Source organism: Martelella mediterranea DSM 17316, from assembly GCF_002043005.1.
Lineage (GTDB): Bacteria > Pseudomonadota > Alphaproteobacteria > Rhizobiales > Rhizobiaceae > Martelella > Martelella mediterranea.
This window is the reverse complement of record NZ_CP020331.1, coordinates 245115-259401: the sequence shown is the minus strand read 5'-3', so window position 1 is coordinate 259401 and position 14287 is coordinate 245115. Positions and strand designations below refer to the sequence as shown.

General features: G+C 61.8%; 13 protein-coding genes and 2 pseudogenes. 5 read left to right on the top strand and 10 right to left on the bottom strand.

Translation table 11 applies throughout. The features are described 5' to 3' along the window. Positions 1–11: 11 nt before the first annotated feature. The 7 genes from Mame_RS22945 to hutC form a co-directional block, all read right to left on the bottom strand. Positions 12–647, bottom strand: a complete 636-nt coding sequence (locus Mame_RS22945; protein WP_018063884.1) for an ABC transporter permease — start codon at positions 645–647, stop codon at positions 12–14. After that, positions 644–1273, bottom strand: a complete 630-nt coding sequence (locus tag Mame_RS22940) for an ABC transporter permease (protein ID WP_026173316.1) — start codon at positions 1271–1273, stop codon at positions 644–646. The genes Mame_RS22945 and Mame_RS22940 overlap by 4 nt, the downstream gene beginning before the upstream one ends. Positions 1274–1334: 61 nt before the next feature. After that, positions 1335–2135, bottom strand: coding sequence for a phosphate/phosphite/phosphonate ABC transporter substrate-binding protein (locus Mame_RS22935; RefSeq protein ID WP_018063882.1), 801 nt, complete (start codon positions 2133–2135; stop codon positions 1335–1337). Between the two features lie 9 nt (positions 2136–2144). Further along, positions 2145–3149: an ornithine cyclodeaminase family protein gene (locus Mame_RS22930; protein ID WP_018063881.1), complete on the bottom strand. Its 1005-nt coding sequence runs from the start codon at positions 3147–3149 to the stop codon at positions 2145–2147. A gap of 55 nt (positions 3150–3204) precedes the next feature. Continuing rightward, complete coding sequence (locus Mame_RS22925) at positions 3205–4086, bottom strand: glycine betaine ABC transporter substrate-binding protein (protein ID WP_018063880.1); 882 nt, start codon at positions 4084–4086, stop codon at positions 3205–3207. A 54-nt stretch (positions 4087–4140) separates the two neighbouring features. Next, positions 4141–5652: an HAL/PAL/TAL family ammonia-lyase gene (locus Mame_RS22920; RefSeq protein WP_018063879.1), complete on the bottom strand. Its 1512-nt coding sequence runs from the start codon at positions 5650–5652 to the stop codon at positions 4141–4143. A 133-nt stretch (positions 5653–5785) separates the two neighbouring features. Beyond that, positions 5786–6658, bottom strand: a complete 873-nt coding sequence (gene hutC, locus Mame_RS22915; protein WP_210162231.1) for a histidine utilization repressor — start codon at positions 6656–6658, stop codon at positions 5786–5788. Here hutC and Mame_RS22910 point away from each other — a divergent pair. Genes Mame_RS22910 through Mame_RS22900 form a run of 3 tightly spaced genes read left to right on the top strand, consistent with a single transcriptional unit; the run spans position 6657 to position 9601 of the window. After that, on the top strand, positions 6657–7616 hold the full coding sequence (locus Mame_RS22910) for a tripartite tricarboxylate transporter substrate binding protein (RefSeq protein WP_018063877.1): 960 nt from the start codon (positions 6657–6659) through the stop codon (positions 7614–7616). The two genes, hutC and Mame_RS22910, sit on opposite strands and share 2 nt — an antisense overlap. Positions 7617–7676: 60 nt before the next feature. After that, on the top strand, positions 7677–8111 hold the full coding sequence (locus Mame_RS22905; protein ID WP_018063876.1) for a tripartite tricarboxylate transporter TctB family protein: 435 nt from the start codon (positions 7677–7679) through the stop codon (positions 8109–8111). Further along, positions 8102–9601: a tripartite tricarboxylate transporter permease gene (locus tag Mame_RS22900; protein ID WP_155122264.1), complete on the top strand. Its 1500-nt coding sequence runs from the start codon at positions 8102–8104 to the stop codon at positions 9599–9601. The genes Mame_RS22905 and Mame_RS22900 overlap by 10 nt, the downstream gene beginning before the upstream one ends. 467 nt (positions 9602–10068) lie before the next feature. Here Mame_RS22900 and Mame_RS22895 read toward each other — a convergent pair whose 3' ends face one another. From Mame_RS22895 to Mame_RS22885, 3 genes are read right to left on the bottom strand one after another with little or no spacing between them, the layout of a single operon-like run. Continuing rightward, positions 10069–11007 carry a glycine betaine ABC transporter substrate-binding protein gene (locus tag Mame_RS22895; protein ID WP_051085090.1) on the bottom strand — a complete coding sequence of 313 codons (939 nt, stop codon included), beginning with the start codon at positions 11005–11007 and terminating at the stop codon, positions 10069–10071. A gap of 11 nt (positions 11008–11018) precedes the next feature. After that, complete coding sequence (locus Mame_RS22890) at positions 11019–11777, bottom strand: acetoacetate decarboxylase family protein (protein ID WP_018063872.1); 759 nt, start codon at positions 11775–11777, stop codon at positions 11019–11021. Further along, entirely contained in the window at positions 11770–12342 is a 573-nt protein-coding gene (locus tag Mame_RS22885; RefSeq protein ID WP_018063871.1) for a TetR/AcrR family transcriptional regulator, read from the bottom strand. The genes Mame_RS22890 and Mame_RS22885 overlap by 8 nt, the downstream gene beginning before the upstream one ends. A 139-nt stretch (positions 12343–12481) precedes the next feature. Here Mame_RS22885 and Mame_RS22880 point away from each other — a divergent pair. Together Mame_RS22880 and Mame_RS22875 are read left to right on the top strand one after the other, a co-directional pair. Next, positions 12482–13074, top strand: a pseudogene (locus Mame_RS22880) (NAD(P)-dependent oxidoreductase). 21 nt (positions 13075–13095) lie between these two features. Beyond that, a pseudogene (locus Mame_RS22875) lies at positions 13096–14071 on the top strand (carbon-nitrogen hydrolase family protein). Positions 14072–14287 lie beyond the last annotated feature (216 nt).

Below are 14287 nucleotides of genomic sequence, written 5' to 3'. Positions count from 1 at the left end.
GGCCTTTGCGGTCAGCGTCTGTTGGTGAGGCGGCGTTCGAGCCAGCCGAAGAACAGTTCAGCAAAGATGGCTAGAGCTGCGATCGGAAGCGCGCCGACGAGCAGGCGCGGCATGTTCATCAGCGCGATGCCGGCATTGATGAAATCGCCAAGTCCGCCGCCGCCGATGAAGGAGGCAAGCGCCGCGCCGCCAATCACCTGGATCGCGCTCGTGCGCACCCCGGCGATGATCGAAGGCACGGCGAGCGGCATTTCGATCTGCCACAGGATTTCGCGCCGGCCCATGCCCATGCCGGTCGCGGCATCGAGGATGGCGCCATCGATCTCTCGAATGCCGATTACGGTGTTGAGCAGCAGCGGCGGCACGGCCAGCACCACAAGCGCCACCACCGAGGGCCAAAGACCTATGCCGAGCAGCGGCATGGCGGCGGCGAGGATGGCAAGGCTCGGGATCGAGCGCAGCGAACCCGCAACATTGATCGCGGCGAAGGCCGCCGCTGGCGAATGCGCCACCTTGAAGCCGAGCGGCAGCGCGATCACGAGCGCGATAGTGAGCGAAACGAAACACAGAAGAAGATGCCGGTCGAAGGCGGAAAAGAAGGCTGACTGGTTTTCAGCGATCCACTGAAAGGCTTCGATAACGATCATGCGGGCCTCCCGCTTCTGCGCCGCAGCCGGGTTTCAAGGGCAGACAGCGCGTAATCCGCCGAAAGCGCCAGCGCCGACGTCAGAAGCCCACCGACAATGATCTTTTCGGGAAAGCGCTGGTCGATGCCCTGAAAGATGATTGCACCAAGCCCGCCGGCATTGATGTAGGCGGCGACTGTGGCAATGCCGATCACGGTTACGGTCGCGATCCGGATGCCACCGACGATGAAAGGAAGCGCGATCGGCAGTTCCACTTCCCACAGCCTGCGAAAAGAGCCGTAACCCATGCCGTGGGCCGCTTCCATGACATCGGCGGGGATCGACTGGAAACCGAGGCCGATATTGCGGATCAGGATCATCAGCGAGTAGAGCGAGAGCCCGGTAATTGCGGGCGCCGCGCCGATGCCCAGCACTGGAATGAACAGCGCGAACAGCGCAAGACTCGGAATCGCGAACAACACGCCGGTGATCATCAGCGCGGCGTTGAAGGTCTTCGGCCTGTGCGCCGTCCAGATGCCGATCACCAGCGAGATGGCGAGCGCGATGCCAACCGAAACGACCACGAGATAGAGATGCTGCAATAGCGCCTCCCCCACGTCGTCGAGATGTCGTGGCAGCCATTTCATCGGCGGCCTCCTTTATTGATCGAAGCAGCGGCGCGCGGCCTTGCTGCGCAAACAGATTGTGTCACCATCGCGCGCCAAGACGGGCGTCGGTCTCGCGCGCCCGCCCGGGCAAGGCCTCAACCGCGGCAAGATCGGGCATGGCGAAGCGGGCAAGCCCGAGCGGGGCGAGCGCCGTCCTGCCGCTTTCGGTTTCATGAAGCGCGAGCAAAGCGGTCCGCAGCTTGTCGATGCCTTCCTTCGGTGCGGAAGCCGAGGCAACCAGCATCGGAAATGGCGCTGGCGCCGTGGTCGCGGCAACCGCGAGGTCCTTGATCATCTCCGGCGCATGCATTTCGAGAAGCTGCCAGGCATAGGCATCGACGGCCCCGGCATCTGCCTTGCCGTCGCGCACCGCGTCAATGACGCCGGCGGGCGTGATGACAGGGCCAACCGTTTCGACCGCGCCATCAACGCCGAGGCCGGCGAGGAATTCGCGCGGGGCGTTGTAGCCCGATTGCGAGTCCCGCACGGTCCAGGCCCAGCGCGCTGCCTTCAGTTGCTCGACATGTGTAATGCTCTCATCACGCACCACGATCCGGCTCGCATAGACCGGCTGGCCCGCCGCCCATTCGGCGGTGGAAACCGGGGCCGCCAGCGGCTGCGGGCGGGCCGAGGGCAGGCGTTGCGCATAAGGGTAGGAGCACATGAACACCATGCCCATATCGTTGCGGCTCCAGAGATCCCCGAGTGGCCTTGGAGCCTCGTGGGCGATCACATCAAGCACAACGCCGGACGCCTCCGACACCGCCATGACCAGCGCGCCGAACAGCGCGCGGATCGGGGGCGTCAGATTATACATCCGTGTATTGGCGATCAGGCCCATCACGCGTCCTCAGGCAAAGCGCAGGCGCTGGCCGATGCCGAGCACCTTTGCCTTTTCCACCATCGCCGCGCCAAGCGCGACATCGGTGGTGGAAAGGCCGCGATGCCAGAACAGGATGGTTTCTTCCCCGCTCTCGCGACCGGGCTTGGCGCCACAAACGATCTCGCCGATCTCGGCATGAAGAGTTTCCGCCGTCACCTTGCCTTCATCGACATGGCGACGCAGCGCGCCGTAAGGCCGACCCGGCCCGCACTGCCCCCAATCGTCGACGACGACCTTGTCCATGATGTCGGTGAGGTCGAATTCGAGCGCGCTCATCGTGCCGTAAGGCACCACGAACGCTCCTTTCTTGACCCATTCGGTCTTGAACAGCGGCGTCGGCTCCGGCAGGCGGCTCGCCTCGATCATGATATCCGCGCCTTCCAGGCAGTCCTGCCAGTTGTCGGTGACGATGATCTTCTTGCCGAGGTCGCGTTCCAGCCGTTCCGCGAAGGCATTGCGGCTTTCCGGGCGCCGGGAATGGACGCGGATCTCATCGAAATCGAAGAGATGGTTGAGCAGTCGGACATTCCAGTAGGAGGTGCCGCGCGCGCCGACATGGCCAAGGATCTTGCTGTCCTTTCGCGCCAGATATTTGGCGCCGAGCGCGGTAACGGCGCCGGTGCGCATGTCGGTAATCGCGGTCGCATCAATCACGGCTTTCGGAATGCCGGTCTCGGGATCGAACAGGTTGAGCACGGCGAGTTCGGAGGGAAGGCCGTGCTTGTAGTTGTCCACGAAATCGCCCACCACCTTGACGCCGGCAAAGCCAAGCGACTTCACATAGCCGCGCAGCACATTGAAATGCCCCTTGTCGGAACTTTCCGGCACCAGATGCACGCGCGGCTCGATCACGGTTTCGCCGCGGCCCTGGTCGGCAAGCGCCTGTTCGACGGCTGACAAGATCTCGTCATCGGTAAGCGACAGCGCCTTCGCGTCGATCGCGTTGAGGTAGTCGATCCAGATTTCCTGCATTTTATCGCTCCGGCAAGATAGAGAAGGACCGGGCACGAGGCCCGGTCAGCTGGCCTCAATTGTTGATAAGGCCGATTTCCTCGAGATACGCCTTGGCGACGTCTTCGGGTTCTTCGCGGTTCTGTTCGACTTCGGCGTTGAGCTTGCGCATCACGGCATTGTCGACATGCGGCGCCAGCGCGTTTAGCACGTCCGCCATGCCGGGATTGGCTTCGAGCACCTCGGCGCGCACGACAGGGGCGACGTAATAAGGCGGGAACAGTCCCTTATCGTCATCAAGCGGCACAAGTCCCTCGGCGCCGATCTGCCAGTCGGTCGCATAACCGTTGGCCACGTCGATATCGCCCTGCAGCAGCGCATCGTACCGCAGGCCGAGCTTGGCGAATTGCTTGAATTCCTTGAATTCGATGCCATAGACGACCTTCAGGCCCGGCAGGCCGTCTGCACGATCGGGAAACTCCGGACCGCCGCCCATGATGAGATCTCCAGCCGCTCCAGCAAGATCGGAAAGCGTGGCAAGCGTGTACTCATCGGCAGTGTCCTGGCGCACGACGATGGCATACCCGTTGTTGATGCCAGTCGGCTCAAGCCAGACAAGGCCGAGTTCATCGGCGTAATAGTCTTGCACAGTATGGTAGACAGCGTCGGGATTAGAGGAGATCTCGCCCTTGACGACAGCGCTGAGTGCCGTGCCCGTATATTCGGGATAGAGATCGATCTCGCCGGTGGTCAGCGCCTGGTGAGCGATCAGCGTGCCGCCGAGATTGATCTTGCGATCTACCTCATAGCCGGCGTTTTCCAGAAGCGCAGCATATATTTCGCCAAGAATATACTGCTCGGTGAAATTTTTGGAGCCAACCTTGATCGGATCGGCCTTGGCCGGTGCTGCCGCCGCTGCGGCGATCAGGGCAGCGGTGAGGATGGATGCGAATTTCATGTCATTCCCTCTGATATCTGCGTTGGAGGTTCTGGGAGGTCTTTGCGACCCTTATTATTGGACTTCATGCATCAGGCCGTTCACCCGGATGAAATCAGACATTCTGGAGAAATCAGGCGCCTGGGCGCGGTCTTCATCGAGTGGTTCGACGACTGAGCGGACCTCGTGATAGGCGGCGGAGGCGCCGGCTCCGAGGCTTTCAACGCCGCGCAGATCCACCGCCTGGCTTGTCGCAATCAGCTCGATGGCGACGAGCCAGCGGAAACGCTCGATGATCGCGACGGTCTTGGCCATGACGGAGGGCGCCATCGAGGCATGATCCTCAATGCCGTCGGCCACCGGGATCGGCGAAAACGCCACCGGATTGGCGAGATGGCGGATTTCCGCCTCCAGCGCCGAAACCGTCTTCTGCACCGTGGCAAACCCGGTGCGGCTTGCGCCTCTCGGCGTCAGGAAGCGCGGCAGTTCGGAGATCCCGGGCGACATGATCTTCATGGTCCGGTGGGCAGTTGCCGAGGCGCACTGCGCGATCGCAAGGCCCAGGCGCTCAAAGGAGAGCGCGAAGGCCGTGGTATCGAAATTGCCGTTGTGGATCAGCGCGTTCTCCTCGACAAGCACAACCGGATTGTCGCCGGCGCCGGCTATCTCTATTTCGGTCGCCACCGTCGCTTCTTCCAGCGCATGGATGAGCGCCCCCCAGATCTGCGGCGCACAGCGGTAGCTGACCGGGTCCTGCAGCCGCCGCGCCGCGTCCGGTTCGAACAGGCCGCTTCCCGAGAGCATATCCGCAAGCCTTTTGCCGGCAGTCTCTTGCCCGAACGCCGGTCGACGCGACAGCGCGCGTGGGTCAATGACGGTGACGTTGGCGCGAAACGCTTCGAAGCTCAGCGCAACAGCTGCAAACGACCAGTCGAGCGTGCGGATAAGATCATCGATGGCTAGGCAGGCCTGGCCGATCGACAGGCTGTTGCCGACCACCAGCGCATGGCCATCGCGCGGCCCGAGCGTCAGCGGCGGCAAGCCGGACTTTTCCAGCGCCTTGCCTGCATCCATGATCTCGCCGCCGAATTCCACCTCGCCGTGGCCCAACAGCCCGCGCGCCATGTCGGAAAGCGGCGCGAGGTCGGCAGCGCCGATCGAGCCGAGAGCGTGGATCACCGGATGGAAACCGGCATTGAGGGCTGCGGCAAGCGATGCCACAACCCCCGGCGAAACCCCTGCCCCGCCCGAGGCAAAGCCCGCCAGCCGCGCGGCCATCACCGCACGCACGACCTCACTGGAAAGACCGGCACCAACCCCGACGGCGCGCGCTTCCGGAACACGCTGCTGGAAGGCCGCAATGTCCGAGGGTTCGAGCCGCGTATCGACGCCCGCTCCAAGTCCGGTGGTAAGCCCATACACCGGCGCGTTTTCCCCAAGCCGCCGCTCGATCACCGCACGGCTCTTCTCCAGCAGGACCGTCAGATCACCGGCGATTTTGACAGGAGCGCGGTGTCGGGCGATGCGCACGATCTCGGCAATGCCGGGCGGGTCGGTACTGAGAATGACGGGGGTCTGCGCTGTCAAGGAAGAACCCTTTGATCGAAGCGCCCCACGGCGCCATTGAATGTCTGTACTTGTATATACAATCATGCGAATTGCCCATTCGCAAGGCAAAAAATCGCTTTGACTGCAAATTCATCAGAATGCGGATAGCTTCTTAGACTGCGCGCTCCCGAAGCGTCGTCTCGCCTGTCATCGGCTTATCCTGCGCGCCGCCCACCGTGAGACCGCCGAGCGTGACGCGCCGGCCGGGATGCACCAGCTTTACATAGGTCACGACCAGGCGACCTGAGCGCGAGCGCCGATCTAGTACCAGGCAAGGTTCCGAGAGATCCATATGCAGGTGCTCGGCTTCGTCCGGCGTCGGCAGCCGGGCCTCGATGGTCTGCTCGATCTCGGCGACCGGCAAACGACCGAGCAGATAATCACTCGGCGTCCTCGCCGAAAAATCGAGTTCGAGGAAATCGGGTGCCGCCAGCGGATTGACGTAGCGGGTTTCAAGCTGCACTGGCTCCCCGTTTTCCATGTGAACGATAACGACGTTGAAGACCGACGCTCCCTCGGCCACTTCCAGAACGCCGGCGATACGGCTCGACGCCCTGATCTTGCCGAGATAGATCAGCCGGCTGCTGTGGGTGTGGCCGCGTGCCGCGATTTCATCGGAAATACTGCGAATTTCAAGGATGGTACCGCGTACCTTGGGCGCGAGCACAAAGGTCCCGACGCCGGCGATGCGCATCAACCGACCCTCGGCGGTCAGCTCCCTTATTGCCCGATTTGCCGTCATCCGCGAAACACCAAAATCTTCGGCAAGCACTGTTTCGGAGGGGATCCGGTCATCCGGCTTCCATTCGCCGTTGTCGATCTTTCCGCAAATGAAGCCCTTCAGGGCCTCGTAACGCGGCAGTGGCGGATTCTGCATGTGAGTTCGTTGACCCCATCCTGATGTTGTATATACTGCACTATACGGGGCAGTGGTCAAAAAACAAGCAATCGCCCCGCAATAAACAGATAAAAGGGAACATGACATGAATTTTTCCAGGACAAAACAGTTCGCGGCCTGCGCGCTCGCAGCCCTCATGCTGGCCCCGGCGGCGGCCCGTGCGGAATACCCCGAAAAACCTGTTCAGATCATCGTTCCCTTCGGGGCCGGTGATGCGATCGACGGCACAGCCCGCGTCATTGCCAGGCAGCTTCAGAATTACTTCGGCAAACCCTTCATCGTGCGCAATGTCGATGGCGCCGGCGGCAGTGTCGGCACGCTGGAAGCCGCCAAGGCGCCTGCAGATGGCTACACCCTGTTGATCGCTTCCACCGGCGCCCTGACGGCCCGCCCGATCATGGCGGAGGCCGGCTATCAAACCGATGATTTCATTCCGCTCGCAGAACTGGTCGAAACCCCGATCGCGGTTGCGGTTGCGGCCGACAGCCCGCTCAATTCGATCTCGGACATCGTCGAGAAGGCCAAATCCGAAGACGTCACCTTCTCCACCCCCGGCCCCGGCTCCAGCCAGCATGTCAGCATGTCGGATTTTGCCGATCAGCAGGGCATTGAACTGACCCATATCAGCGGCCAGGGCGGCAAGGGCGCGGTCACGAAGGCGCTATCGGGCGAGGTCGATTTCTCCTTCGTCGGCGCGCCGGTCTACAAGTCGCTGGCGCAGGCTGGTCAGCTCAAGGTCATCGGCCTTGCCGCCGATGAAGAGGTCGATTACCTGCCGGGCGCCAAGACCTTCAAGGCACAGGGCTTCGACTTCACCGCCAGCGTCTGGTTCGGCCTCGTGACGCGCAAGGGCACGCCGGATGACGTGATCGCCAAGCTTGACGCGGCCCTGAAGGAAATCGCCGCCTCCGACGAACTTGCCGAACTCTACAGCAAATTCAGCTACACCGACGCCTTCAGGGATTCCGCCGGCTTTGCCGCGGTAATCGAGGCATCGAGCGCTCAGAACCGAAAGGTTCTCACCGAACTTGGCCTTGCCAAGTAGGGTTTGCCGTGTCGCCAGCGGGCAAAGACGCCCGCCGGCCTCTTCATCCGGAGATCTTCCATGCGTTCAGACCGCGCCATCGGCGGCGCCATATTGCTGCTTTCGCTCGTCATGCTCTATGTCGCCGCCGGCATCGACGTGCTGCCGGGAAGCGGCGCGGTCAATGCCCGCACCCTGCCGATGGCGCTCTGCGTCATCATCGGCGCAGGCAGCCTGTTGCTGATGATCCGTCCCTCTGCGACCGGGCTTGAGATCACGCTTCAGCCTATTCTGAACCGCCATGCGCTGGCCTTTATCGCGCTGCTGGTGGTCTATGCTCTGAGCTTCCGCCATGTCGATTTCCGCCTGGGCGCCTGGGCCTTCATGCTGGCCAGCATGGCGTTGCTCGGCGAACGCAGACCACTCGTGCTCGCCATCCTGCCCGTCGCGGTCTCTCTGACCGTCTTTGTGACCTTCCGCTACGGCTTTACCGTTCTGGTGCCGACATGGATATGATTCCGGCCTCGATGTTCGCTGCCGCCGCCGAGGCTCTGCTCGCCCCGGATGTCCTGTTGTGGTGCCTGACCGGAGTGATCGTCGGCTTCATTTTCGGCGCCTCGCCGGGGCTGACGGCCACGACCGGCGTTGCAATCGCAACACCGCTCACCTTCGGCATCGATTTCAATGCGGCCATGGCCCTGCTGCTCGGCATTTATGCCGCCGGCTATTATGCGGGCTCGATCCCGGCGATACTGATCAACACGCCGGGCTCGCCCGGCAACGCCGCCACGGCCCTTCCCGGCTACCGGCTGGCCCGGCGCGGGCTCGCCGACTATGCCATCGGCATTTCCACGGTCAGTTCCTCGCTCGGGGGTCTGCTGTCGCTGATCGTGTTGCTGTTTCTGGCTCCGACGCTTTCCACCTTCGCGCTGAAATTCACCTCCGTCGAATATTTCTCTCTCGGCCTGTTCGGACTGATGTGCGTGGCCGCCGTCTCCGGCGGATCGATCATCAAGGGCATCATCGCGGCCGCATTCGGCATGCTGATCGGCACGGTCGGCATCGATCAGGTTGGGGGCGTTACCCGGTTTTCGTTCGGCCTGCCCGATCTGCAGGGTGGCATTCCGCTGATCCCGGCACTGATCGCCTTCTTCGCGATTGCCGAGATCCCCACCCAGATCGAGCGGCATGCCAACGAAGGCGCGCTCCCGGCGCAGCGCAGCGCGCCCATTGCAGGCCTCGTGCCGGTGCTGGTCCGCAACTGGTGGGTGGTTCTGCAAAGCGCGGCCGTCGGTACCTTCATCGGCATATTGCCCGGGACCGGCCCCACCATTGCCTCCTGGATCGCCTATGGCATGACCGGGCGGGGCCGCGGCAACGACAAGCTGAACGAAGCCGCACGGGAAACCGAAGAGGATACCCGGCGGCTGGTGGCCTCCGAAGTCTCCAACAATGCGGTCACCGGCGGCGCGCTGGTGCCGCTGCTGACGCTCGGCATCCCCGGCGACACGGTGACGGCGGTGCTGGTGGGCGCGCTTCTGATCCAGGGCATCGATCCCGGACCGTTCTTCATCATCCAGAACGGCGATCTGTTTCTCGTCATTTTAGGCGTATTGCTGATTTCGGCCGTGCTGATCACCGTACTCGGACTTGGCGCACGACGGCTTCTGCCGAAGATTCTTGCTATCCCCTATGCCGTACTGACCCCTGTCGTCGCGATTCTCTGCGTCACCGGGGTCTATGCTGTCAACAACAGTCCGTTCGAGATCGTTCTGGCGGTCACCCTCGGCATTATCGGCTTCGTGCTTTCGTGCTTCCGCTTCCCGATGCCGCCGATCGTTATCGGCCTGGTGCTGGGGCCGATCATAGAGGTCAACTTCCGCAACGGGCTTCTCGCCAATCATGGCGACATCACGGCCTTCTTCACCCGCCCGATCAGCGGCGCGCTGCTCGCCACCATCGCCGCGCTTCTCGTGTGGCAGGCACTGCGGCAAATCAGGGGTTAGCCGGGGCGCAACACGGTCGGGACGAGAACGGTTTCCATACGCATGCTAGAGCCGAGCGAAGCGAGACCTATGCGGCCGACGCAACGCAGATAAGAGCCCAAGCCTCCCACCACGCTCTGTTCGCTACCCTGGTCTTGATGGGAATCGGACCGGCGGCCCCGTCGTTTAACGGCTGTAGCGGCATTGGTTTTCCAGTTTCGGCAAGAAGGTGACTCCAAAACAGCCGGTATGGACGTAACCCGTCAGGCAGATTTTCGAATGGCTAGACAGCAAAGCGGACATTGACCTACATTGCGTGCGGCGGCACTCTCGGCCCATAGCGGACCTTCGTGTCATCCGCAGCGAACGCCTGCAAGGCAGCCATACCTGGCAATATTTGTCCGAGGCCTTAGAACTAACGGAGTCGGGGGCAAAAGGGCGGCTTTCGCCGCCCTTCGAGTTTCATCTTGCCGAAGTCTGATTACTGGTTATTCGGCAAGGCTGGCCCGAACAGCTTCGAGGCCGGGCTGACCGTCGACGGTCTGGACGCCATCAAGCCAGCTATCGAGAATTTCCGGGTTTTCCTGCAACCAAGTACGTGCGGCATCTTCAGGATTGGCGTCATTGTCGAGGATTTCACTCATGACGACGCTGAGGCTCTCCACGGTGAATCGCAACTGCTCGAAGAAGCGGGTGGCGTTCGGGCATTGCTCGACATAGCCGGGGCGCAGCCCCGTCCAGACCTTGGCGCTACCGTAATTTGGACCGAAATAATCATCTCCGCCGCCCAGATATTCCATGTCGAAACGTGTATTCATCGGATGCGGGGACCACCCGACAAATACGATGGGCTCGTTTCGCTGCACGGCGCGCTCCACGGCGGACAGCATTGCGCTCTCGCTCGATTCCACCAGATTGAACCGGTCGAAACCGAACGCACCCTCTTCCTGCATCTGGACGATCACGTTGTTGCTATCGTTGCCGGGCTCCAGTGCGTAGATGTTTCCGTCGAGTTCGTCGTAGAAATCCTCGATGTCGGCGAAGGACTGCAAGCCGGCATCATAGGTGTATTTCGGAACGGCGAGAGCGTACTGAGCTCCGACGAGGTTATACCCGACATTCATGATCGCGCCGGACTCGATGTACGGGTTCAGGGTTGCGTCGGAGTTCGGCGTCCAGCTTGCAAGAAAGACTTCGACATTACCGGCTTGCATGCCCTCCAAAAGCACACCGAGCGACAGAAAGTCGATTTCTGGCTCATAGCCAAGACCCTTCAGAACATTCGTGACAAACCCATTCTGGGCCGCGTTATCGGTCCATCCGCCATCGGCGATCGTGATGTTCGTGCAGACATCGGGGACCTGTGCGGTGGCGATCTGAGGCGCCAGGAGGGCGGCTGCGGACATGCTTAATAGTTTGATCTTCATGGTATACTCCTTCATCCGTTGGCGAGATAGTCGAGACGGATCTTGCCGTGCAGTTCCGCGAGGTCGCCGCGGTGATAGAAGCCTCGCCCAAGAGCGACCGGATTCAGTGGAGCAAGGTCTGTTTTGGCGGTGCTGCGAAACTCCACGTGACCAAGCCCGGACATCTGGGTCGACTCTCCGACTTCTTCCGAGCAATACTCGACGAGTTGCTTGATCGCAGCGCCCGGGCCGTCGGCGCGCGGAATGATCTTCAGGTTCATGTTCGGCGTAATGTCGGGAAGCTCATCCGGAGTGGCCAGCGCATCCCAGGTCGTGGACAACCGCATCAGGGTCGCACCCTCCTTGACGACCTCACAAACGCGAACGTTCTCATGATCGGAAAAGCTGATCTCGGCGAACTCCTTCGCGACGCCCCAGCGCTCGCGGCCGGCGCAGATGGCGGTCACATTGTTCAGGAAGAGGTGCGAATTGTACCAGACGGGCTCACCGTCGAGCGTGCACTTGAGATGGATGCCGGCTTCGTTGAACGGGCCGTATGAAGACATCCGGATCTTCAGCGCGATACCGATTGCGGCCCCACTGGGATCGGCGACAAGCGGCTTGGGAAGGTGCGCGGCGGCCACTTCGGGATCGACCGTCATCTCGACGAACTGGGTCTCGATTCCGCGGTAGAAAGTAGGGATCGCGGGATAGGTTTGACGGTGGGACGGCAGGACATCGCCGTCATTGGCCTTCAGGCTGCGGAAGCTACCGGTCGTTCTGTTATACATGAGAATTGTCCTCTCTTTTCTCGTTCGAATGGGTCATGCGTCGAAGCTCCGCGATCACATCCTCTCGCTCTTCATCGCTGAGGATGGGGATCGAGAGGATTTCGTTGATCCAGAGACCGTCGGCGGCAAGTCGGACGATGTGTGCTGTGACGGGTGGGATGCCGCTATCGTTTAGCGCGGCGCGCCAGTCCGGCTGGCGGTCGCTGAGCGGCTTGAGGAGCGCCTTATCGTTGGCAACGGCTGCCATTACCGCGACCGACAAGCGGCTATAGGAGCCGACAGCGGCATCTTCTTTGGTGAGGCAGGCCTCGAGAAAGCCGCGAGGCCAGGCGCCCGGAGCGGCATCCGGATCGTCGGGACGGGGTAGCCTATTTTCGGTCACCTCAACGAAAGCCTCGACCATCGCCAAGAGCAGATCCTCTTTCGTTTTAAAGTGGTAGAAAAGGCCGCCCTTGCTGATGCCGGCCTCCTTGGCGACCGCCTCCAGTGTCAGTGACTGGATCCCCTTGTTCGTAGCGACTCGGGCCGCAGCTTCCAGAAGTTCTCTCTTGGTGTTTCGTGCCAATGGTCGTCTCCTTCATTGCGTTTACTATACCGGCTGGCCGGTACAGTCAACGTTCGGATGGTGCTTTTGCCGTCAGCCTGAAATGCATTGCCGATGGGTTCCTGGAAATCGGAGTGCCACTCTTCTGTGAAGTCGACGGATCGAACCAGATGGTCAGCGTCTGCACACCGAACTCGTTAACTGCGGTCACCACGTCACCGCAATCGCACGGACGGTCGGAAGGATCCAGCCGCTCGAGCGGACCGAAGCGGTCCAGGGCGATATCGAGGCCTCTGATGCCCCGGCAAAAATTCTCGCGGGCCATGATGCCGTCATCAGTGCGGTCATGTTCCGCACATTCGATCCGGAAAAGTTGCTCGGCACCGTGATCGCGTCCGGCGTTCCGCGCTCTCTTGTGGTCGGCGGCGCCGGCGGGCTTCAGGTCGCACCGGGCGTTCGCTTCCTCGATATCCCCAACTTCCCGGAAGCTGCGCGTGGAGAATCCGAAGCCGGCATCGCCTATCACCAGCGGCCTCGCCGGACGAAAGGTCTCGACTGGACGTTCCCCCCCCGTCCGGCCTTTTTGCGGCTGGCGAGCGGGCCGACACATTCCGACTTGCCACCGATCAGCTGCTCGTCGGGCCAAAAGGCAGCCGCATCTCTTATGAGGATTTCGCAATCGCCATAGTTGACGAACTGGAAGAGCCAAGGCACAGCCCCCAGCCCCTGCCCGGCACCAGAGCCATCGTCTGATTTTTCCGGAGGAATGTTTTCATGTCCCAGCCTTTTAAAGCAGCCGTGGTTCAGGCCGCACCGGTGTTGTTCGATACCCCCCGCACCATAGAGAAACTGGCAGACCTCGTGCATGACGCCGCCCATCAGGGGGCTGAGCTCGTGGTGCTGCCGGAAGCCTTTGTCGGCTGCTATCCGAAGGGGCTGGATTTCGGCGCGCGCCTCGGCATGCGCAGCCCGGAAGGACGCGAGGATTTTCGCCGTTACTTTGCAAGCGCGATCGAGACGGCGGGACCGGAGGCAGAGCGCCTCTCCGCGGTCGCGCGCGATAATGGCGTACACCTCGTCACCGGCGTCATCGAGCGCGACGGCGGAACCCTGTTTTGCAGCACGCTGACCTATGGCCCCCACGGGCGCACTGCTTTCCAAGCACCGAAAGCTGATGCCGACGGCGCTGGAGCGTCTTGTCTGGGGCTTCGGAGACGGATCGACCATCGGCGTCGCGGAAACGCCGCTCGGGCGCATCGGCAGCGTGATCTGCTGGGAAAACTACATGCCGCTTCTGCGCATGGCGATGTATGCCCAGGGCGTCGAACTCTACTGCGCGCCGACGGTCGATGACCGCGACACCTAGCTGCCGACGATGCGGACGATCGCCATCGAAGGCCGCTGCTTCGTTCTGTCGGCCTGCCAGTATTTCACCCGCGGCGATGCGCCGACGGATTACGCGCCCATTCAAGGCGATGACCCAGCCACCGTGCTGATCCGCGGCGGATCGTGCATCATCGACCCGCTCGGCAATATCCTGGTCGAGCCGGATTTTTCGGGCGAGATGATCAGGATTGCGGAAATCGATCGGCGCGTCATCGCCCGCGGCAAATATGATCTGGATGTGGTTGGTCACTATGCCCGCCCGGATGTTTTCAAGCTGTCGGTCGACACCGGGAAGAAAGACGCCGTCAGCTTTGAACCGCCTCCGGTTGCCGGTTCTGAAGGAAACGACACATGTTCGGCCTGACCGCTCTCGAACTGGCGTGCATCCAGTTTGGATTCACTGTCTCGTTTCACATCGTCTTCCCGGCCATCACCATTGGGGTGACTTCGGGAGAGGCCTGACGCCTCGCCATGCGCGATCGCCTCGATGAAACGGCTGAGCACCAGGAAAACTCCGAAGACACCGGATAGACCGCGACTTCGCGCAGGAGCGCATGCGACCGGATTGCATTCTCGACTT

Excerpts from the sequence above, each read along its gene's own strand:
- Mame_RS22945 (WP_018063884.1), bottom strand. The coding sequence starts at position 647 with ATGATCGTTATCGAAGCCTTTCAGTGGATCGCTGAAAACCAGTCAGCC.
- Mame_RS22925 (WP_018063880.1), bottom strand. The coding sequence starts at position 4,086 with ATGAAATTCGCATCCATCCTCACCGCTGCCCTGATCGCCGCAGCGGCG.
- Mame_RS22900 (WP_155122264.1), top strand. The coding sequence starts at position 8,102 with ATGGATATGATTCCGGCCTCGATGTTCGCTGCCGCCGCCGAGGCTCTG.
- Mame_RS22910 (WP_018063877.1), top strand. The coding sequence starts at position 6,657 with ATGAATTTTTCCAGGACAAAACAGTTCGCGGCCTGCGCGCTCGCAGCC.
- Mame_RS22905 (WP_018063876.1), top strand. The coding sequence starts at position 7,677 with ATGCGTTCAGACCGCGCCATCGGCGGCGCCATATTGCTGCTTTCGCTC.
- Mame_RS22935 (WP_018063882.1), bottom strand. The coding sequence starts at position 2,135 with ATGGGCCTGATCGCCAATACACGGATGTATAATCTGACGCCCCCGATC.
- Mame_RS22890 (WP_018063872.1), bottom strand. The coding sequence starts at position 11,777 with ATGTATAACAGAACGACCGGTAGCTTCCGCAGCCTGAAGGCCAATGAC.
- Mame_RS22930 (WP_018063881.1), bottom strand. The coding sequence starts at position 3,149 with ATGCAGGAAATCTGGATCGACTACCTCAACGCGATCGACGCGAAGGCG.
- Mame_RS22895 (WP_051085090.1), bottom strand. The coding sequence starts at position 11,007 with ATGAAGATCAAACTATTAAGCATGTCCGCAGCCGCCCTCCTGGCGCCT.
- hutC (WP_210162231.1), bottom strand. The coding sequence starts at position 6,658 with ATGTCATGTTCCCTTTTATCTGTTTATTGCGGGGCGATTGCTTGTTTT.
- Mame_RS22940 (WP_026173316.1), bottom strand. The coding sequence starts at position 1,273 with ATGAAATGGCTGCCACGACATCTCGACGACGTGGGGGAGGCGCTATTG.